14 protein-coding genes are annotated in these 19,902 nt (G+C 45.1%); 1 reads left to right on the plus strand and 13 read right to left on the minus strand.

From position 1 onward, the window contains the following. The first annotated feature begins 676 nt into the window (after window positions 1-676). The gene (locus JOC95_RS00890; RefSeq protein ID WP_204412560.1) at window positions 677-2,350 is read left to right on the plus strand and encodes a ribonuclease J; all 1,674 of its coding nucleotides are present in this window, start codon (window positions 677-679) and stop codon (window positions 2,348-2,350) included. Window positions 2,351-2,392: 42 nt separating this feature from the next. Here JOC95_RS00890 and JOC95_RS00895 read toward each other — a convergent pair whose 3' ends face one another. The 13 genes from JOC95_RS00895 to secA all read right to left on the minus strand — a co-directional run bounded on the left by JOC95_RS00895 (window position 2,393) and on the right by secA (window position 19,726). Continuing rightward, window positions 2,393-3,586, minus strand: a complete 1,194-nt coding sequence (locus JOC95_RS00895; RefSeq protein ID WP_204412561.1) for a PDZ domain-containing protein — start codon at window positions 3,584-3,586, stop codon at window positions 2,393-2,395. Window positions 3,587-3,683: 97 nt separating this feature from the next. Continuing rightward, entirely contained in the window at window positions 3,684-5,162 is a 1,479-nt protein-coding gene (locus JOC95_RS00900; RefSeq protein WP_204412562.1) for a S41 family peptidase, read from the minus strand. A gap of 240 nt (window positions 5,163-5,402) precedes the next feature. Then, entirely contained in the window at window positions 5,403-6,725 is a 1,323-nt protein-coding gene (locus JOC95_RS00905; protein ID WP_204412563.1) for a murein hydrolase activator EnvC family protein, read from the minus strand. A 103-nt stretch (window positions 6,726-6,828) separates the two neighbouring features. Beyond that, window positions 6,829-7,722, minus strand: a complete 894-nt coding sequence (gene ftsX / locus JOC95_RS00910) for a permease-like cell division protein FtsX (RefSeq protein WP_204412564.1) — start codon at window positions 7,720-7,722, stop codon at window positions 6,829-6,831. Beyond that, window positions 7,712-8,398 carry a cell division ATP-binding protein FtsE gene (gene ftsE, locus JOC95_RS00915; RefSeq protein WP_204412565.1) on the minus strand — a complete coding sequence of 229 codons (687 nt, stop codon included), beginning with the start codon at window positions 8,396-8,398 and terminating at the stop codon, window positions 7,712-7,714. The genes ftsX and ftsE overlap by 11 nt, the downstream gene beginning before the upstream one ends. 369 nt (window positions 8,399-8,767) lie before the next feature. Beyond that, a complete protein-coding gene (locus JOC95_RS00920; protein WP_204413388.1) occupies window positions 8,768-11,179 on the minus strand; it encodes a S8 family serine peptidase in 2,412 nt (803 codons plus the stop codon). Between the two features lie 376 nt (window positions 11,180-11,555). After that, window positions 11,556-11,900 (minus strand): cytochrome c551, encoded by a 345-nt coding sequence (gene cccB, locus JOC95_RS00925; RefSeq protein WP_204412567.1) that lies wholly within the window; start codon window positions 11,898-11,900, stop codon window positions 11,556-11,558. Between the two features lie 69 nt (window positions 11,901-11,969). Continuing rightward, window positions 11,970-12,797 carry a YitT family protein gene (locus tag JOC95_RS00930; protein ID WP_204413390.1) on the minus strand — a complete coding sequence of 276 codons (828 nt, stop codon included), beginning with the start codon at window positions 12,795-12,797 and terminating at the stop codon, window positions 11,970-11,972. Window positions 12,798-13,212: 415 nt separating this feature from the next. Continuing rightward, window positions 13,213-14,241: a multifunctional transcriptional regulator/nicotinamide-nucleotide adenylyltransferase/ribosylnicotinamide kinase NadR gene (nadR, locus tag JOC95_RS00935; protein ID WP_338083036.1), complete on the minus strand. Its 1,029-nt coding sequence runs from the start codon at window positions 14,239-14,241 to the stop codon at window positions 13,213-13,215. Further along, on the minus strand, window positions 14,238-14,933 hold the full coding sequence (pnuC, locus tag JOC95_RS00940) for a nicotinamide riboside transporter PnuC (RefSeq protein WP_204412569.1): 696 nt from the start codon (window positions 14,931-14,933) through the stop codon (window positions 14,238-14,240). Before pnuC ends, nadR begins: the two co-directional genes overlap by 4 nt. A gap of 60 nt (window positions 14,934-14,993) precedes the next feature. Beyond that, a complete protein-coding gene (locus JOC95_RS00945; protein WP_338083037.1) occupies window positions 14,994-15,785 on the minus strand; it encodes an NUDIX hydrolase in 792 nt (263 codons plus the stop codon). Between the two features lie 178 nt (window positions 15,786-15,963). Continuing rightward, window positions 15,964-17,062, minus strand: a protein-coding gene (gene prfB / locus JOC95_RS00950; RefSeq protein WP_204412571.1) for a peptide chain release factor 2 whose coding sequence is annotated in 2 segments (ribosomal slippage) — window positions 15,964-16,989 and window positions 16,991-17,062 — 1,098 coding nt in all. Because the reading frame shifts where the segments join, the coding sequence is not laid out codon by codon here. 153 nt (window positions 17,063-17,215) lie between these two features. Beyond that, window positions 17,216-19,726 carry a preprotein translocase subunit SecA gene (gene secA, locus JOC95_RS00955; protein WP_204412576.1) on the minus strand — a complete coding sequence of 837 codons (2,511 nt, stop codon included), beginning with the start codon at window positions 19,724-19,726 and terminating at the stop codon, window positions 17,216-17,218. Window positions 19,727-19,902: the final 176 nt, after the last annotated feature.

Here is a 19,902-nt window from a genome sequence, read left to right on the forward strand (position 1 = left end):
ATCATCCGACCTTTTTGATTCCCTCTCTCACACCTTTTACACCGTATGAAGGTATCATCCGACACTTTTGATTCCCTCCCTCACACATTTTACACTGAGTGAGGGTATCATCCATCCTTTTTGATTCCCTCCCTCGCACCTTTTACACCGTATGAAGATATCAACCGACCTTTTTGATTCCCTCTCTCACACCTTTTACACCGTGTGAGGGTATCATCGGACCTTTTTGATTCCCTCTCTCGCACCTTTTCCATCGTGTGAGGGTATCATCCGACCTTTTTGATTCCCTCTCTCTCACCTTTTACACCGTATGAAGGTATCATCCTACCTTTTTGATTCCCTCCCTCACACATTTTCCACCGAGAGAGGGTATCATACGACACTATTGATTCCCTCCCTCGCACCTTTTCCGGCCTATGAAGGTATCATCCAACTTTATTGTTCCCTCACACACACATTTTCCACCGAGTGAAGGTATCATCCAACTTTATTGATTACCTCTCACACACACTTTTCACCGAGTGAAGGTATCATCCTACGCATTTAACCAATCCTTCGCATTCTAATAGTCCCCTCTCCCACTCCATTTCAACTCCCCACCAAACTTACCTAAATAATCCCACCCCACCCAACACATACTAATACCAACTCAAACCAAACTACAGGAGGACCCAAAATGAGCACAAAAGAATCTGCTCTTTCCATATTCGCATTAGGCGGCATCAATGAAATCGGCAAGAACATGTATGTGGTTCAATACAAGGACGATATCGTCGTCATCGACTGCGGGGGCAAATTCCCGGATGAGACCCTGCTTGGGATCGATCTGATCATACCCGACATTACATACCTGGAAGAAAACAGGGACAAAATCAGGGGGATGATTGTGACGCATGGTCATGAGGACCATATCGGGGGCATCCCCCACATTCTAAAAAAGCTCAATATGCCCATCTATGCGACCCATTTCACGTTGGGCTTGATTGAGCTGAAGCTGGAGGAGCACCGTCTTCTGAGGGATACGGAGCTGACAACGATTGACGCCGGCACAACGCTCGAATTGGGGAGCATCCAGGCTTCCTTTTTCAAGGTCAGCCATAGCATCCCGGACTGTCTTGGCATCGTATTCAAGACTCCTGAAGGGAATGTCGTACATACAGGGGATTTCAAGTTCGACCTTACTCCGCATAATAACGAGTATGCCGATATTCACCGGATGGCGGAGATCGGGAAGGAAGGTGTCCTGCTGCTTATTTCAGAAAGCACCAATGCGGAGCGAAAGGGCTTATCGCCTTCTGAAAAAATGGTGGCCAGCCATATGGATGAGGCCTTCCTAAGAGCACCTGGTAAAATTATTGTTTCCACCTTTGCGTCCAACGTAAGCCGTGTCCAGCAGGTCGTGGATGCAGCTAAAAAAACGAACAGGAGGCTAGCCTTACTTGGACGCAGTATGGTCAATGTCGTCTCGGTTGCAATGGAACGGGGATATTTGAATATTCCTGACTGGATGCTAGTAGAGGCTCGGGACGTGGAACAGCTTCCTCCGGAAAAGGTTGCAATCCTATGTACTGGAAGTCAGGGGGAGCCAAACGCGGCACTTGCACGACTCTCCACCGGCAACTATCGCGATGTCAGCCTCTATCCGGATGATACCGTCATTTTCGCCGCATCGCCTATTCCAGGAAATGAAAGGGATGTCTCAAAAATCATCGATAACCTCTACCAACTTGGCACACAAGTCATCTATGGTTCAGGCAGTTCTACCGGGATGCACGTTTCCGGACACGGCTATCAGGAGGATCTGAAGTTCATGCTGACCTTGATGAAGCCAACATATTTCATCCCGATACATGGGGAATACAGAATGCTCCATCATCACGGATTATTGGCAGAGTCTGTCGGCGTCAAAAGGGATAATATTTTCATCATCAAAAATGGACATGTGGTAGATGTGAAGGATTTGGTTGCCCGTCAGACACGTTCCATTCCTTCGGGTGACATATTCGTGGACGGCATGGGAACAGGCGATGTCGGCTCCATCATGCTACGGGACCGGAAGCTGCTTTCCGAGGAAGGGATGCTTGTGATTGTCGTGACCTTGAGCAAGACTGAGCGCGGGATCATCTCTGGTCCTGATACCATCACCCGGGGATTTACCTTCGACCAGAATTCCGATCAGCTTATACGGCAGGTCAATAAACTTGTAACGAAAACGGTCATGGAGCTTCAGGACGAAAATGTGCGCAAATGGAATGTCATGAAACAGAATATCAAGAGATCAGCCGGCCAATTTATCTTCTCCCAGACTAGGAGAAAGCCGATGATCCTGCCGATTATCATTGAAATCTAAAAAAGGAGGCGGGTACATATAAGTACCTGCCTCCCTTTCTCTTTAAACAGCTTCCGTACGCTTCCACTTCTTCCCGTACTGCACAAAAAGCAGTCCCAGTTCATGATGATCTCCTTCATAGATCGCACATTGTGCAAAACGGTCCTCGCCATTCGTGTCCACGACCTGCAGCTTGCAGAATGCACGGTTTTGCTGGAGCGCTTCGTAAAAGCCCTCGACTGTCGAAACGGAGATTCCGTTCACTTTTACAATGATTTCCCCGATTTGAAGATTCATTTTTTCCGCAGGGCTTTGAGGGATCACTCCCAAAATGACGAGCCCCTTATCTCGTTGAACGAAGATTGGCTGGCTTTCTTCATCATGGGCCCGCACCCTGTATTGGATAAATTCCCTGCCGAACACTGCAAGCACAGCTGAAAGGATGGCGGCTGTCTCCCACCAGACACCTGCTATGGCAAGTGCTAGGATCAAGACCCCCAGTGCCGTCATCTGACGTCCTGTGATCGGGATGGTCTCCTTTGGAAGGCTTGCCTTCAATCTTGAATAGAATCCCATCGCAAACGGGACGAGCCAGATGGAAAATGACTGCTCACCGACTTGAAGAACCGGCCACCATTCAAAGCTTGTTTGCAAGGCATCACCGGGAACCAATACGAACAAGGGCAGTACCCATACACGCTGGGAAACATGGAATCCCACCGGAAGTCCACGCTTGCTTTTTTCCAATTGAGGCGACGTCTGCGTAGATGCCTGCTTGATTACCAATATCCCCTCTACAATCATGAGCATCCCCATCAGGATCGCCATGCTTGGCAAATGTGTCTCCCCGATCGAGGAAAATAGACTATCTACACTTGCAATGCCGGTTGTCCACTTTGGAAGCAGGACAGCAAGCAAAAGGGAAAAGCCGAATATGTAGCCTGTCGAAAGGAAACGCGGCTTGATCAACAGGGTAAATGCCACTGTGACAATACTGATCAAAAAGATGGTTCCAAATGGAAGGATGATTCCCACTCCAAGTGTCAGGACAGATAAAGCCAGTCCCAGAACTAGCGTCTTTAACACTTTTTGAAACTCAGTAAGGCCATACTCGACCCGGATGTGAAAATCATGACGCTCCCGCTTGACGCGAAAATAACCCAATACCACTGCAACGGCCATGGTTACATAAAAAACAGGATGGATAAATAAACGACCCACACCCTTCAGTAACTCCAATAACCATGATTCTATCATCGAATCACCGCCTAACATCGTCTAAAATAACTGTTGTACCTATTATTTTAACATAAAAAAGCCGACCCTCACCATAGGAGAAGCCGGCCTTGAAAATTTATTTGAATAGGCTTTTCATTGCTTCCTGAAGCTGCACATCGTTCTTTTCGGAACGTACCGCTTCAAGTAATTTGGATTGGATGAGCTCTGCTGTATTGCCGTCGACCTTCCCTGTGGCGGAAAGTTCATTGTCCGTTTGGAAGCTCTTCACGGCAGTTTCAGTTTCCTTACTGAAGTAGCCATCCTCGCGTCCCGGATCAAAGCCAAGGCCTTTCAGCATAAGCTGGACATTTTTTACCTTTTCGCTATTTGTATCATAGCTGAGCTGCTCATCCTTTTCCAAGCTGATCGGATTTGCATAAAAGAAATCCGGTTGCTTAACAAGAATCGTCGGCTCCACGCCTTTTTCATGAATCCAGTTTCCATCAGGAGTCAGCCATTTGTAAAGCGTCAGCTTCAGGTTGCTGCCATCGCCCATCGGCACAGCCTGCTGGACGGTTCCTTTACCAAATGATGCATCGCCGACGATATCGTAATTTCCGGCCTCTTTCAGCGCCCCTGCCAAAATCTCGGAAGCGGAGGCACTTCCCTTATCGATCAGCGTCACAATCGGATAAGGTTTCTTTTCTGTAATGGAAGAGAAGAAGCGTTGCTTTTCCCCATTGCGCTGTTCAATCTGTACGTAAGGCTTATCCTTCGTCACCAATTCAGATGCGATGATCTGCACCTGCTCCAAAAGGCCACCAGGGTTCCCACGGACATCGACGACAAGCCCTTCGATGTTCTGGTCCTCAAGTGCAGCCAACTGCTTTTTGAAATCCTCTCCCGTATCCTGGGAGAAGGAAGTGATTTGAATATATCCGACCTTTTTGCCGTCTTGCTCATAGGTCTCCGAATAAACGGTTTCAATCGGAATCGTATCACGTGTCACTTCGACCACGAACGGTTCCTGAACTCCTGGACGCTGTATCTGAAGCTTTACGACGCTTCCCTTTTCTCCGCGGATTTTCAGTACCGCCTGATAAAGATCAAGTCCTTCGATATCCTCTTCGTCCACTTTCAGTATCTGATCATTTGGCTGTAGTCCCGCTTTTTCAGCAGGTGAGCCCTTGAACGGGGAAACGATGGTCACTTTCCCGTTTTGCATGCCAACCTCCGCCCCGATACCTTCAAAGGAAGATTCAAGCGATTGGTTGAACTGATCTGCCGTTTCTTTATCCATATAGACGGAATAAGGATCCTCCAATGTATCTACCATACCTTGGATGGCACCTTGAATCAGTTTTTCGGATTCCACTTCTTCCACATATCTGGAGGAAATCAACTCGTAGGCCTGTTGGATTTTCGCCATTTGGGAATCCAGGTCCTTAGCTGTTTCCTTGGATGGTTCTTCAAGTGTGATGTCAAATTCCTGCGCCTTTTGGGAAGGAACAGCGGAAGCCGGGTTCGAGCCAAGCCATGTTAGGCCGGCATATGTACCTGCTGCCCCGACTAAAACGGATAGTACCATTAATAATGTGACGATTTTGCGATTCATGAAAGCTCCTCCTCATCCCTATACCCAATACCGAACGACTAGTAAATATATGAGCAATTGTATCACAGCCCTGCATGGTTGGAAATCAAAAACGCTTATGTAAACGGTCTGCTGTATCGATTGTGTAATCACTCGCTAAAAGGTAGGCTTATGTTGCAGTAAAAGGCATTACACGTTGAAAGTGTAATGCCTTTTGTCAGAACTAGTATATGTGATGCTTGTACATAATATGTGCATGAATTAGAAATTAATATAGTTGGCAGGGTTCACTGCATTGGACTTGGAACCGTTCCAACCACCTTTGTGCAGTTCAAAGTGTAAATGCGCCCCGAATGAATATCCAGTGTTGCCCATTATACCGATCTGTTGTCCCTTTGAAACGGAAGTTCCAGCTGGCAGGCCTGGACGCTCTAGATGAGCATAAACAGTTGTCCACATCTGGCCATCAATATAGTGAGTAATAAAAACTACATTCCCATAAGAACTGGAGTAGTAGGATTGAAAAACAGTTCCACTTGCTGCTGCTACGACCGGGACATCTCCAGATCTACCATTTTTCCCGATATCAACACCATTGTGATTTCCACCCCAACGTCCGCCATAACCTGAAGTTACAGAACCTGTTGCCGGACGTGTCCAGTCTCCGGATGATACAGGAGCTGGAGAAGCTACATGTGCTGGCGGTGCCGGCTTACCTGCTGCTTTTGCCTCTTCAGCCGCTCTTCTTGCCTCTTCTGCTTTTCTTGCATTTTCAGCTTCTATTCTTGCACGCTCTTCCGCTTCTTTTCTAGCGCGTTCTTCAGCGGCTTGAATTTCTGCACGGATTGCTTTTTCTTGGGCTGCAAGGATCTCCGCTTCATTTTCAAGCTCGTGGATCTCATGCATTGTTTCTTGCTCTTTCTTCTTAAGCTGTGCCATCAAAGCATCTTTTTCTTTAATTTGGTTGTTTAACTTAACTTTCATCGCTTCTAATTCTGTCAATTGTTGTTCCAGGGAAGCCAATTTTTCACGTAGTTCCAGCTCTTTATCCTCTAAAAGCTGTAAGTCTTCTTGATGAGCTTTTAAAATATCACGGTCTGCTTGTACAATCGTAGCTACCGCACCAACGCGGTCTATGAAATCTCCAAAGCTTTGTGCTCCCAGTAATACATCCAGGTAGTTAACGGCTCCTCCACCCTGTTGGAAAGAGCGAGCGCGATCTTTTAGAAGCTCATTTCTTTTTTCAATACGTTCCTTTAAAACAACGATCTCTTCTTGAAGTTTTGTAATATCTTTTCTTGTTCCATCAATTTCTTCTTTTTTCCCACTGATTTTAGCCTTCGTTTCGCCAACTGCTATATCTAATTGCTTTACTTCTTCCGCTAAAGTCTTTTGCTCGGCTTGAAGTTGATTTACTTCTTCCTGCTTACCGGACCTTGTTGATTCATTATTGGACTGTTCATTTTGAACGTCATTCAGCTTTTCTTTTAAATTTGCAGAAGCTGTATCTGATAAGCCTGTAGAGAAAAATCCAGAAAATCCAATAACGGCAGCAATAGCGACTGTACCAATCTTTCTTCTCATCCCTTATTTCCCCCTAAAATCTTATGTACTGATAGGGATTAATTACCAACCCCTATCAGGTTTTTGTTTTTTTATTATGGGTAGACCATTAATATGGAATCTTTTAAACTCGTAAAAACTTTCGGACGGACATCATGCTTCCCCAAACGCCGATGAATGCACCAATCGCAACCAGTATCCCGATTACCTGGAAGGCGAAAGGATAGAACGGAAGCAAATGTATGAATGTGCCCTGGATTCTCGGCTGCACCAAATCTATTAGATAATAGTAGGATGTGAGAATAATTCCGATAGGCACGATGGAACCCAACACTCCGAGCCAAAGTCCTTCAAGGAAGAACGGCCAGCGGATAAAGCCATTGGTCGCACCAACGAGCTTCATGATTTCGATTTCTTTTCTTCTGGCAAAAATGGTGATCTTGATTGTATTGGAGATCAGGAACATGGCTGTGAAGACAAGTCCCAGAATCAATGCAAGCCCTACGTTTCTAGCAATCTCGAATACTTTGAATAATCGTTCCACCGTTTCTGCCCCATAAATTACTTTATGAGTGAAATCAAGTTCATCTATTTTCTTGGCAGCCGCGATTGTGTCCTGCGGATTTGCTGTTTTTACAATGAATACATCAAAGAGCGGATTGTTCTGTTCGAACAGTTCGAAAGCGCCCCCGTCATCACCAAAGCTGTCAACCAAACCTTTCAGTTCCTCTTCCTTTGATGAAAAATCGACCGTTTGGACTTCCGGTAAATTCTGTATCTGTTCGCGCAGTACATCCTGATCTTCCTTAGTTGCTGTCAGTTCTACATGCACCCGAATTTCAACGTCTTTTTCAATTTCATTTGCAACGCTGTTCAAGTTCATCATGAGTACGAGGAATACCCCGACCAGAAGCAGTGTCACGGTTACGGCACTGACGGATGCGAATGTCATCCAGCCGTTTCTTGCCAAGCTTTTCAGACTTTCCCTGAAGTGTCGCAAAAGAGTTCTAGGCTTCATATCCGTAGTCCCCCTCTGCTTGGTCACGCGCGATTTTCCCGTTCTCGATTGCAATAACGCGCTTCTTGATCGTGTTTACAATTTCGCGGTTATGAGTCGCCATGACTATCGTTGTGCCCTTGTCGTTTATTTCTTCAAAGATGTTCATGATTTCCCATGAAGTATCAGGATCAAGGTTTCCTGTCGGTTCATCGGCAATCATTACCTTAGGGCTGTTTACAATAGATCGTGCAATGGAAATACGCTGCTGCTCTCCACCGGAAAGTTCATTCGGCAAGTGACGCGCTTTGTGCTTAAGCTTTACTAAATCAAGGACTTCCATCACACGCTTCTTTATATTCTTCGGACTTTCTTCAATAACTTCAAGCGCAAAGGCTACATTTTCATATACCGTCAGCTGTGGAAGGAGTTTGAAATCCTGGAAAACCACTCCGATATTTCTTCTTAATAATGGAACCTTGCTTTCCTTCAACTTGGATAGATTCACACCATCAATGATGATTGAACCGCTTGTCGGTTTCTCCTCGCGATACATCATCTTGATGAAGGTGGACTTACCGGCACCACTCGGGCCTACCACATAAACAAACTCTCCAGCTTTTATATTTACATTTATTCCATCAACAGCTTGAACGCCGTTAGGATACTTTTTGAAGACGTCTTGCATTTGTATCATTTAATCACCTATTGGGTTAGAATATTTGAATTATTTACAGGGTGTCCTTTTAAAAAAATACGTAGCTACGCATGCGGATTGTCTATCTCCACAAGTGGATATGTATATTTATCACAAATTTCCGCATAAATTCACTTCTTCATTATAACATCTATTTCGACAAAATCAGAGTTTTAATTATTACAGTTTCTTTTCAAATCGGAGTCATAGTTGGAAATGGAGGATTTTTTTTCCTAAAAAGAGGGATTTCCGCGGAAATTGTCGTTGGGAATATAATAGAGGATTATCTTTTCCTGGGGAATTTTGTAGAGAATGATAAAACAAAAGCTGGGGCTCACATCCACCCCAGCTTTGTTTTCATTGTGATTTCTATTCAATTGTCAGGACATCTGCACCAAGTACGGCACGATCAAGCTCGCCTTTCTTCGCATACACCGCCACCCGGTATTTTCCTGCAGGCAGCACAGTACCGTCCACTAGCGTACCATCCCAGTCATGATAGTTGTACCCTTTGCCAAGTTCACCCGCATAGAGTGCATCTCCTACATAGGTTCCAAGTCCACCAGTTGCAGTTGCTGTATAAATCCAAACCTGTAGTTCTTCCGCGCCACCAGGCAGGTAGGAGTAAAATTCAAATTCGTTGCCGCCAAGTGCCGTAAATCCAAAGTGTGTGACACGTGGGTAATCAGGTTCTCCAACAAATAGTATGGTAGGGACCTGGATTACAGTGTCTCCCTCGGTAACTGTTAAATGTCCTTCGTAATAGCCGGCAGCCAATTTAGAAGCGTCCACTTGAACATTCACGTTGACCTTTTGGTTTTTGCCTGGATTCACCTTCAGGTTTTTGCCTGTAGTCACTTTCACATGCTTGCCGACTTCATTTTTGAAAGTGAACTCCGCAGAGTAAACTTTTGTTTCATCAGAAAGATTTTGAATATCGAATTGCTGGTTCTCCACTTGCTTTCCTTTGGATTTTTCAAAAGTCCCAAAAGAGTAGCTTCCCGGATTCACAAGTGTTTCAGCCTGTAATGCATCCACCACTCGAATGCTTCCTGCCCCTTGCGTATTATGAGGATACGCTTCGCCAGTAGCAGGATTCACCATTTTTTCCGCTGTATTCATCAATGCGGATTTCACTTCGTACACTCCCCACGTAGGATTTGCTTCAAGGATTACAGCTGCTGCACCTGCTACGTGCGGGGAAGCCATACTTGTACCCTGCTTCGCACCATAACCATGTGGGGCATCAGGGTTGAATGTCGGTACAGTACTTACGATATTGACACCAGGAGCAGAAACATCAGGCTTGATCATCCACGTATCGATTACAGGACCACGTGAGGAGAAATCTGCCATCGTTTCGCCTACTGCTTTATCAAAAGCTACATTAAAACTTACCGTAACAGAGGATCCTTTTGCTTTGAGCGCTTCACCGTCTGCTTGGTTCAACATGATAGTTGGTACTGCCATACCAGGAATCAACGGCATTGAGCCAGCTACATTGTTATAAAGGATCGCTCCTTTTGCACCAGCTTTTGCAGCTTCAGTCGCTTTATCGACGAATGGGATCCCTGCACCACGGCTGATCAGCGCAATTTTGCCTGTCAGATCTTTGCCTGCAAAATCTGCCGGAGCACCGAACCCTACATCCACAAGTTCAAATGCTTGTCCATTTAGTGATAACAGTGCCTCTTCTGAAGGGAAACCTTGTACTGCAGAAGATCCATAGGATACACCGTCAGATGAAGAGGTTGTTGCTTTGAAAACATTGTAAGGCAATTGTGTTGCCCCGACAGAGATCGCCTCGCGGGAAGTACCAGGGGAACCTACTGTCCAGTTGTTCGGACCGGAGTTTCCATTGGATGTTACCGCTACAACACCTTCTGCCATCGCTTGGTCTAGCGCAATGGATGTTGCCCAGTCAGGAGCATTCAAGGAGTTTCCTAAAGAAAGGTTCATCACGTCTGCCCCGTCCTGTACAGCACGCTCGATCGCAGCTACGACGTTTTCCGTGGATCCACTTCCGCCAGGACCAAGGACACGGTATGCAAGTAAGGTTGCATCCGGGGCCACCCCTTTGATTTGACCATTTGCCGCAATGGTACCAGCAACGTGAGAACCGTGTGTCGTCTCTGCACCACGCGGATCTCCCTTAGGGGTTTCCTGCGGATCATTGTCGTTATCTACAAAGTCCCAACCAAGGTATTCCCCGAAGTTCGGCGCCAGGTCAGGATGTGTGTAGTCAACACCTGTATCAATGACTGCGACTGTTACACCTTCACCTGTAAAGCCTAAATCCCACGCTTCGTTTGCTCCAATGAATGGTGCAGAATCGAACATCTCTGGGCTATATTCTTCCTGTGATACAAGTTCTTCTGTTGTTGTATATTCAACGTTTGGATATACCGCTTTTACACCCGGAGTCGCTAGCAGACTAGGAATCTCGTTTGCAGGAAGCTCCAAGGAGAACCCGGAAAATACGTAATCATATTCCCGGTTCACTTTATTGTTCGTTACTCTATTATCCAATTCATTTTTCACTAGATCGCGAGCATTTTTTAAGTTCTGTTTAGTTTGCTTTTTACCATTGTGCTTCGCTTCTACAATGGACTGTTCCTGTAATTCCACAAGGACTGTCACTGCTTTTGAGGAAGATAAATCGAAATCACCTTGTAAAGTAGCCAGTTCTCCCCCTGAATTTTGTGAGTTAGCTTGTACACCATTTGAAGAGAATGCGCTAAAGATCAGCACAAACGCAAATAACGGCATAAGACCTGTCATCCACTTCTTTTTCAAATCTCCCACTCCCCCATACTTTTAGTTAATGGTCGCGTATCACTCTGAATATTCAGAACTAAAATTGCAGACCACTACATAAATTGTCATTCGACAACCTAAATAAAAGTATATTTACAATAATTCTTATTTTCAATATAATTTTCCAATCCTTTATCCTATAAAGTAAAAAGGGGAAAATGGGAGTGATAATATGTAATTTATTCCCTTGTAATATAGATTTAACGCCCTATTTTCTGAAAATAAAAAATAGTATAAAAGATAGATTCATTTTTATATCAGAAAAACGTTTGGAAATATTTAGTGCAAATAAAAAAGGCTTCTTCCGAGGATATTCCCCTAAAAGAAACCTTTTCCGTCATTATTTTTGCTCCGCCAACCAGGCTGCCACCGTAGTCGCTTCTTCACCCTTGATGATGCCGCCCTTCATCTGGCCTTGACCGTTTGCAATGATTCCTTCAATTTCTTCCTGACTGTACTTGTCCCCTACCTTCTGAAGATTCGGACCGAAGCCACCCTCGAGGTTACCGCCATGACAGCTTGCACAGCTTTGCTGGAAGATTTTTTCCGCGTCTGCAGTATCAACGGCACCGCCGCCCTCTTCTGCAGGTGCATCAGTGGCTGTGTTGTTCTCTTCTCCACCACCACACGCAGCCAACGTGAGCAGTGACGTTCCTAATACGAATGCTAAAAAGTACTTTTTCATCAGGTTGTCCTCCTAAGGATAGAAGTAAAATATACCAACATGACATTATTATATCCTATCTATTCCCCACTATTCCCGTTTAAAACCTTCGCCAAGCACCTCTGACGCATTCATGACGACCACAAACGCAGATGCATCAATGCTCCGCACCACTTGTTTCAATTTTGTGAATTCAGTCTGATCGACCACACACATCAGGACAGGACGCTCATCCTCGGTGTAGCCGCCTGTTGCCGAAAGCTTCGTCACACCACGATCGATTTTTGTAAGGATCGCCTGCTTGACCTCTTCTTCCTTCTGCGTAATGACGATCGCCATCTTTGAGTACCCGAGTCCGACCTGAACAAAATCGATCGTCTTGCTTGTCACGAAAAGCCCGATAAGTGCATACATCCCAAGCTCCAGGTCGAAGACGATCGCGGCTGAGATTACAATTAATCCATCAATAGCAGCAACACATGTACCAAGTGAGAGACCGGTATACTTATGGATGATCTGTGCAGCAAGGTCTGTACCTCCTGTCGAGGCACGCCCGCGGAAGACAAGTCCAAGTCCAAGACCTACACCGATTCCCCCGAAGAGACTTCCTAAGAGCGGATCTTTTGTCGCAGGCTCAAGCCCGGCTGTCCAAAGTACAATCAACGGAAGCGTGATTGTTCCTACCAACGTCTTTAAACCGAATTGTTTCCCCAGCAGGATGACGCCAGCAAGGAAAAGCGGAATATTGAAGCAAAGCTGCACAATACCCGGCTCCCACCCCAAAGTGGCATCGAGAATCGTACTGATCCCGCTTACCCCTCCGGATGCCACCCGATTCGGAAGCAAAAAAAGGTTAAAGGCAAGTGCCACAATGGCCGAACCCAAAATGACATATGTATATTCTTTTACCCGTTGCATAACAGGATTTGCTCTATACCCATTTCTATTGCGATGTTTCAATTTAGTGTCCCTCCAAGGTTGTTCCTATTAATGTGGGTTCAAAAAGGAGGATAAAAAGAGCAAAGAAGTTCGAGGAAGCGAAGTCTCGAGCACCGCAGCGTATGTTAGGTATACGTGAGGAGCGGAGAGGCAAGCTGACGAAGAAATTCAAAGTTATTTTTACCGGACTTTTTGAACATCATCTATTAAAAAAATTCACACAACGAGCAAGAGTATAGCACGCAGAAGTAGCGGTGTAAATGGTATTGGTATAACGTGGTAAAGCGTTAAATAGACGGGTGTTTGGTGGTAGTGTTTGTTAGTTTGGTGGGAATTAATCTACCGCCAAAAAAAGAAACCCCCAGCCAACCGGCCAAGGTTTCCCGCAAAAATCCTAATTTTCTCTAAAAAGCTGATCCACCAAGTCAATTGCTTGGTTCAATTTTTCCTCATAGGTACCTGATATGACCGTTAACTCGATATTGTTTTGTTTGAACATCTCTTTTAGAAGCTTATTATTTTCATCTCGCACGTATTGTTCACCGTGTACCCGTAAACCATCATCCACCCAAGGTACATCCGGCTCCAAGTATAGGTACATGTCATATGATTGTTCTGCTATGATTTCATCCAACACCTTTTGGTGACAATTGTTGTACAGGTGGGAGTAATATTGGGTTACTGTTGCTTCCGTATCGATAAATACTATCTTGTTTGCTTTTCGGATTGCTTCTTTTTCCTCCATTTTATGGCCATACGCAATGATAGGATAATCTTCTTTTTGAATGATCCCCTCGCAGCCCCCGATTTCTTCACACAATGTCCTGCCATATTCTTTTACAAAGGTAGTGTTATACACACTTGCTAGGTTTCTTGTCAGGGTTGATTTTCCACAGCTTTCCGTACCTACCAATACTACCTTTTTCACAAAGTAAGGACGTACGCATTCGGGAATGTCATTCCAGTGGGCATATACTCCTTCCTCCCGGATCTCAGTGGCGGATATAGGGACAATTTTACGCTCTTCATCGAGCAAAATATGTTTTGCATCAGGATAATTCGACTTAAAAATTGCATCATAGGCGCTTTCTGAACTGAATACAACATCAATTTTCTTATTAATCGCTGCCTTGATCAACCGGGAGCCTTCCTCCCAATCATAGTCTTTTGTTGTATCAGCTACAGAAAGTACCCGGACATTACCCATCTCCTTAGTTGCCTCATGCAGCCAACGTAATCTTATGTCTGCTGGAATATAAGGAAAAGATGATTTTTCACAAGTTTCCCTGTCTCTATCTTCATTATGGCTTAGTATCACATATAATTCGTCTACGCTGGAGGCTGCCCGTACGATGGTATAAATATGGCCGCGGTGCAGAGGCAGATATTTCCCCCCAATAAACCCTACTGTTTTCATTGTCATTCCGCCCCTTCCTGTTTTTGATAAACCTTGTTCCAATTGTAGTATCCATATATGCTGTTGATCAGGAACGCCATCCACATCACAAGCATGCTCATATCATTTCCACCCTGTGTCCAAAGCGCCTGTGCCCAAAGGATGATCGAGAGTATATTGACAACGATCCAGAATAACCACTGTTCAGCATATCGTTTGATCATGAGTATTTGCGCCAGCACGGAAAGGACCGTTGTAGCTGAGTCCACCCACACCACTTTTCCTCCTATTATCTGCAATACAAAACCATAGATGATAATCATCCCTAATGAGACGACTCCTGCCATCATCCATCCTTTCCGGGTCAGCTTTTTGACGGGAATATCTTCTCCCTTGACGGTTTGAGCTATCTTGTTTTTATTCCAAAGGTACAATCCGACAAATTGAGCAGGAAAATAAAATAACGCGTTGAGCATCGTTTCCCCATACAAACCGTAGCCATAAGATAGATAAGCATACAATCCTGTCTGTACAATCCCAAAATAGTAATTCGCTATTTTTCCTTTTGCAACGAGCACGACGCATAGCATCCCGGATAACGATGTAACCAATCCAAGTACGCTATCCTCCCAAGCAAAAAACAGATATACATTTACCATGGTAAATACCGCTAACCACACCTTTTCAAATATGGTCCAGTCCTTCCACAAGTTCTTCATTGCCATCTTCTCCTTGCCTTTTAATTTGCAAAATGATAATTAATATATCCAAAAAAATAATCAGTAGATACTGTTAATTGGTTCAAATTCCTTGTAACGAAACAATCTCGTCGATCGCTTTGCAGTTCTGGTCGTTGTCTTATTTTTTCCTTTTGCATCTTTCACTACCTCTAAAAATGGATACTTCGGTGCATCCCTTACAAAAGATGAATCGTTTACTATCCCAGGGTCGTTTGTTACCAGGAGCAGAACACTTCTTAATTCAGACAACGTGAATTCCTTTGGTAAAAATTCTTTTGCAACCGTAGTTTGCAGGATATCTTTTTTTATCATCTTGAATGCATCCGCTATTATTTTCTGATGATCAAATGCAAGCTGAAGCTTTTGAACTTCTTCCCATGTAAACAATTCCACATTTTGAGCATCGTACGCGGCTTTTCTCTCCAACAGATAATCTTCGGTTACAATAGCGTAGAATGCATTGGAAATTATCCATCCCCTCTTATCCCGTCCCGGATCATCATACACACCAAAGTGATGCAGATGAATATTTTTTACACTGGTCTCTTCCTGAAGTTCCCTGATGGCTGCCATTCGGGCTGTTTCATGCGGCTTCACAAATCCACCAGGCAATGCCCATTTTCCACCCTCTATATTCGGTTCGCCTTCTGCATCTACCTCTGAACGTTGAATCAACATCAACTTCAAGTTCGCAACTGGAGGCTTATGCTCTTCTAGGTATCGAAGTTCAATGGTAAAAACCGCAATATCACTTGTGTATCCATCAGGGGTGACATATTTATTGGAGGAATAATTCTCAAGCATCTCTTTTTCATCTTTGTACTTCCCCACTTCATTCACCTCTCGTCGATATTAATTTGCAATTTGTTAATTATTAATTGTAATTATATGCCTGCTTCGTAAAAATCACAATAAGACTTATGTACCATTTGTTCCGAATGATAAAAAACACCTTCAGCCATCATCGGGCAAAGGTGCTTTCATTTTCAGAGGGGAATCCCTCCATAACTTATAATTTCGAACGCAAGTAAGCATCAATAAACGGATCCAAATCCCCATCCATCACGGCCTGGGTGTTACCCACTTCCGTATTCGTACGGTGATCCTTCACCATGGAGTACGGATGGAACACGTAGGAACGGATTTGGCTTCCCCATCCGATGTCCTTTTGCTCGCCGCGGATTTCATCCAATTCAGCCTGCTGTTCATCCAGCTTCTTTTGATAAAGCTTGGCTTGTAGCATTTTCATTGCGCGCTCACGGTTCTTGATCTGGGAACGTTCTGTCTGACACGTTACCACGACATTGGTCGGAATATGTGTGATACGGACAGCGGAATCGGTCGTATTGATATGCTGACCACCCGCTCCACTCGCACGGTACGTATCAACTTTCAAGTCTTCCGTACGGATCTCGATTTCAATGTTGTCGTCGAATTCCGGCATTACTTCACACGATACGAATGATGTATGACGGCGGCCTGATGAATCGAACGGTGAAATACGTACAAGACGATGTACGCCTTTTTCCGCTTTCAAATATCCATAGGCATTGTGGCCCTTGATCAATAATGTAACACTTTTGATTCCGGCTTCATCGCCAGGAAGGTAATCGAGCGTCTCGACTTTGAAGCCCTTGCGCTCTGCCCAGCGGGTGTACATTCTTAAAAGAAGGGAACCCCAGTCCTGTGATTCCGTTCCGCCTGCACCTGGATGCAATTCAAGGATGGCGTTGTTTTTGTCATGCTCCCCGCTTAGCAGAAGCTGAAGTTCAAATTTATTGAAGTCTTCGGTGACAGTTTTCACTTCAGAGGAAAGCTCCGCTTGCAACTCCTCATCCGGCTCTTCTTTTAAAAGATCATAAGTCAATTGAAGATTTTCGTAGTTTTCACTAAGTTCATTAAACTGGCTGACCGGCTCTTTCAGTGCGTTCGCTTCGTTGATGACAACCTGCGCCGCATTCTGGTCATTCCAGAATTCCGGGTTGGACATTTCATTGTCCAATTCGGCGATGCGTCTTTCTTTGACCTCTAAGTCAAAGAGACCCCCTAAACTCGACTAATCGCTTAGCCATTTTTTCTAACTCATGTCTGATTTCCACTAATTCCATATCATTCACCTCATATTTATTTCGCACAGATAATGTATTGCTCACTAATAGTCTATTCTAACGTATTTTATGAAAATAAAAAAGCGGGGGAAGCTACTTCCTTCCAATCGCGCGAAAAAAGCGGGGCCGACAAGCAGCCCCACTTTCCCTGAATCACTGTCCGCAGCAATTCTTATATTTCTTGCCGCTTCCGCAAATGCATGCGTCATTACGGCCGATTTCCATCACTTTTTTAACTGGCTTTTTCTTAGGAGGCTCGCCGCCGCTCTCTTTCGGAACGACTGCCTGACCCTTTGCAACCTCTTGACGCTGAAGGTTGTTGCGGATCTGTGCCTTCATCACATATTTCGCTACGTCATCCTCGATGGCTGCAATCATGTTCTCAAACATGGAGAATCCTTCGAACTGGTATTCACGAAGCGGATCGATCTGGCCGTAAGCACGTAAATGGATACCTTGGCGCAACTGATCCATTGCATCGATGTGATCCATCCATTTGCTGTCCACTGCACGAAGCACGACAACCTTTTCGAACTCACGCATCTGTTCTGCGGATAGCTCCTGCTCTTTTTCATCGTAGCGGGATTTCACTTTTTCAAGGATAAGCTCAGAGATTTCCTCCGGCTCTTTGCCACGGAAGTCGTTGACCGTCACTGCACCTTCTTCAAGCAGGTTCGCTTCGACATAGTCCACGATCCCTTGAAGATTCCACTCCTCAGGAAGATCCTCTTTAGGAGTGTAAAGACCGACATTGCGCTCCACAGAGGAAGTAAGCATTCTCTCGACCACTTCACGCAGGTTCTCGGAATCAAGCACTTCAAAACGCTGCGTGTAAATGACTTCACGTTGCTGACGAAGTACATCGTCATATTGAAGAAGCTGCTTACGTGCATCAAAGTTGTTACCCTCGACACGTTTCTGCGCAGATTCCACTGCACGAGAAACCATCTTGCTTTGGATCGGCTGGCTATCATCCATGCCAAGACGCTCCATCATCGCTTTCATATTGTCGGAGCCGAAGCGGCGCATCAATTCATCTTCCATTGAAAGATAGAACTGAGTTACCCCCGGATCTCCCTGACGTCCGGAACGACCACGAAGCTGATTATCGATACGGCGGGATTCATGGCGCTCTGTACCGATGACAGCAAGTCCGCCAACCTCTTTCACACCTTCGCCAAGCTTGATGTCCGTACCACGACCGGCCATGTTCGTCGCGATCGTCACAGCACCCATCTGACCTGCATCAAGGATGATCTGCGCCTCGCGTCCATGGTTTTTCGCATTCAGGACGTTATGCTTGATTCCACGCTTTGTCAAAAGACGGGAAATGACTTCGGACGTTTCAATCGCAACCGTACCTACAAGCACAGGCTGGCCATTTTTATGGCGCTCTGCAATGTCATCCGCCACAGCGTTGAACTTGCCTTCGATACTTTTATAGATAAGATCCGCACGGTCATCACGCACGATATCCTTATTCGTCGGAATCGCTATTACATTCATATTATAGATGTTGCGGAATTCCTCTTCCTCCGTTTTCGCCGTACCAGTCATCCCGGCAAGCTTTTCATACATACGGAAGTAGTTCTGGAACGTGATCGTCGCTAAGGTCATGCTCTCATTCTGGATATCGAGGCCTTCCTTCGCTTCAATCGCCTGGTGTAGTCCATCGGAATAGCGACGGCCCTTCATCAGACGTCCTGTGAATTGGTCAACGATGACCACTTCACCTTCCTGTACCACATAATCCACGTCATTGTGCATCGTTACATGCGCTTTTAACGCCTGGTTGATATGGTGGTTCAGGGCAACATGGGAGATGTCGAACAGGTTCTCGATGCCAAAAGCCTTCTCCGCCTTTGTAATCCCATCTTCCGTCAACTGGACACCCTTCGTTTTCACATCATACGTGTAGTCCGTGTCACGGATCAATGTACGTGCAAAAGCATTTGCCTGGATATAAAGTGCCGCTGACTTTTGCGCACTTCCGGAAATGATGAGCGGTGTACGCGCTTCATCGATCAAAATGGAATCGACTTCATCGATTACTGCATAGTGAAGCTTACGCTGTGTCATCTGTTCCTTGTACAGCACCATGTTGTCACGGAGGTAATCAAAGCCGAATTCATTGTTTGTTCCATATGTAATATCCGCTTTGTATGCTTCAATTTTTTCCTCACGGGAAAGTCCGTTCAGGTTCAAACCGACCGTCAAACCAAGGAATTGATACAGCTCACCCATCTCGGTCGCGTCACGGCTTGCCAAGTATTCATTGACAGTCACGACGTGAACGCCTTTACCGGTAAGTGCATTCAAATAAACAGGCATGGTCGCAGTTAGCGTTTTACCTTCCCCTGTTTTCATCTCGGAAATATTCCCTTCATGCAAGGAAATACCACCCATCAGCTGAACCTTGTAAGGATAAAGACTCAATACACGCTTTGCCGCTTCACGGACAACCGCAAAAGCTTCAACAAGCATGTCCTCCAAGCTTTCACCCTTCTGGTAACGAGCCTGGAACTCAGCCGTCTTTTCACGCAGCTGCTCGTCCGTCAACTTTGCAACATCGGCACTGAGTGAATCTATTTGATCCGCCATTTTATCCAGACGTTTTAATTGACGCTTATTCATATCAAACACTTTATTCAACAAACCAAGCATATATGAACGCTCCTCTGTACCTATAGTCTAATAGCCTACAATAATATTTAAATTTTAACACTTCTTGGATGAAGGTACAACTCAAAGCGGTGAGGCCCTGGACAAGTAAATCCCATTCTTTCGCAAGAATTGTCGAACATTCCTCTTTCCCATATAAAAAGGGACCCGATATGGGC

It is taken from the genome of Sutcliffiella tianshenii (assembly GCF_016908565.1).
GTDB lineage: Bacteria > Bacillota > Bacilli > Bacillales > Bacillaceae_I > Sutcliffiella_A > Sutcliffiella_A tianshenii.

Coding starts and splice junctions, on each gene's coding strand:
- JOC95_RS00890 (WP_204412560.1), top strand. CDS start 677: ATGAGCACAAAAGAATCTGCTCTTTCCATATTCGCATTAGGCGGCATC.
- JOC95_RS00895 (WP_204412561.1), bottom strand. CDS start 3,586: ATGATAGAATCATGGTTATTGGAGTTACTGAAGGGTGTGGGTCGTTTA.
- JOC95_RS00900 (WP_204412562.1), bottom strand. CDS start 5,162: ATGAATCGCAAAATCGTCACATTATTAATGGTACTATCCGTTTTAGTC.
- JOC95_RS00905 (WP_204412563.1), bottom strand. CDS start 6,725: ATGAGAAGAAAGATTGGTACAGTCGCTATTGCTGCCGTTATTGGATTT.
- ftsX (WP_204412564.1), bottom strand. CDS start 7,722: ATGAAGCCTAGAACTCTTTTGCGACACTTCAGGGAAAGTCTGAAAAGC.
- ftsE (WP_204412565.1), bottom strand. CDS start 8,398: ATGATACAAATGCAAGACGTCTTCAAAAAGTATCCTAACGGCGTTCAA.
- JOC95_RS00920 (WP_204413388.1), bottom strand. CDS start 11,179: ATGACAGGTCTTATGCCGTTATTTGCGTTTGTGCTGATCTTTAGCGCA.
- cccB (WP_204412567.1), bottom strand. CDS start 11,900: ATGAAAAAGTACTTTTTAGCATTCGTATTAGGAACGTCACTGCTCACG.
- JOC95_RS00930 (WP_204413390.1), bottom strand. CDS start 12,797: ATGCAACGGGTAAAAGAATATACATATGTCATTTTGGGTTCGGCCATT.
- nadR (WP_338083036.1), bottom strand. CDS start 14,241: ATGACAATGAAAACAGTAGGGTTTATTGGGGGGAAATATCTGCCTCTG.
- pnuC (WP_204412569.1), bottom strand. CDS start 14,933: ATGAAGAACTTGTGGAAGGACTGGACCATATTTGAAAAGGTGTGGTTA.
- secA (WP_204412576.1), bottom strand. CDS start 19,726: ATGCTTGGTTTGTTGAATAAAGTGTTTGATATGAATAAGCGTCAATTA.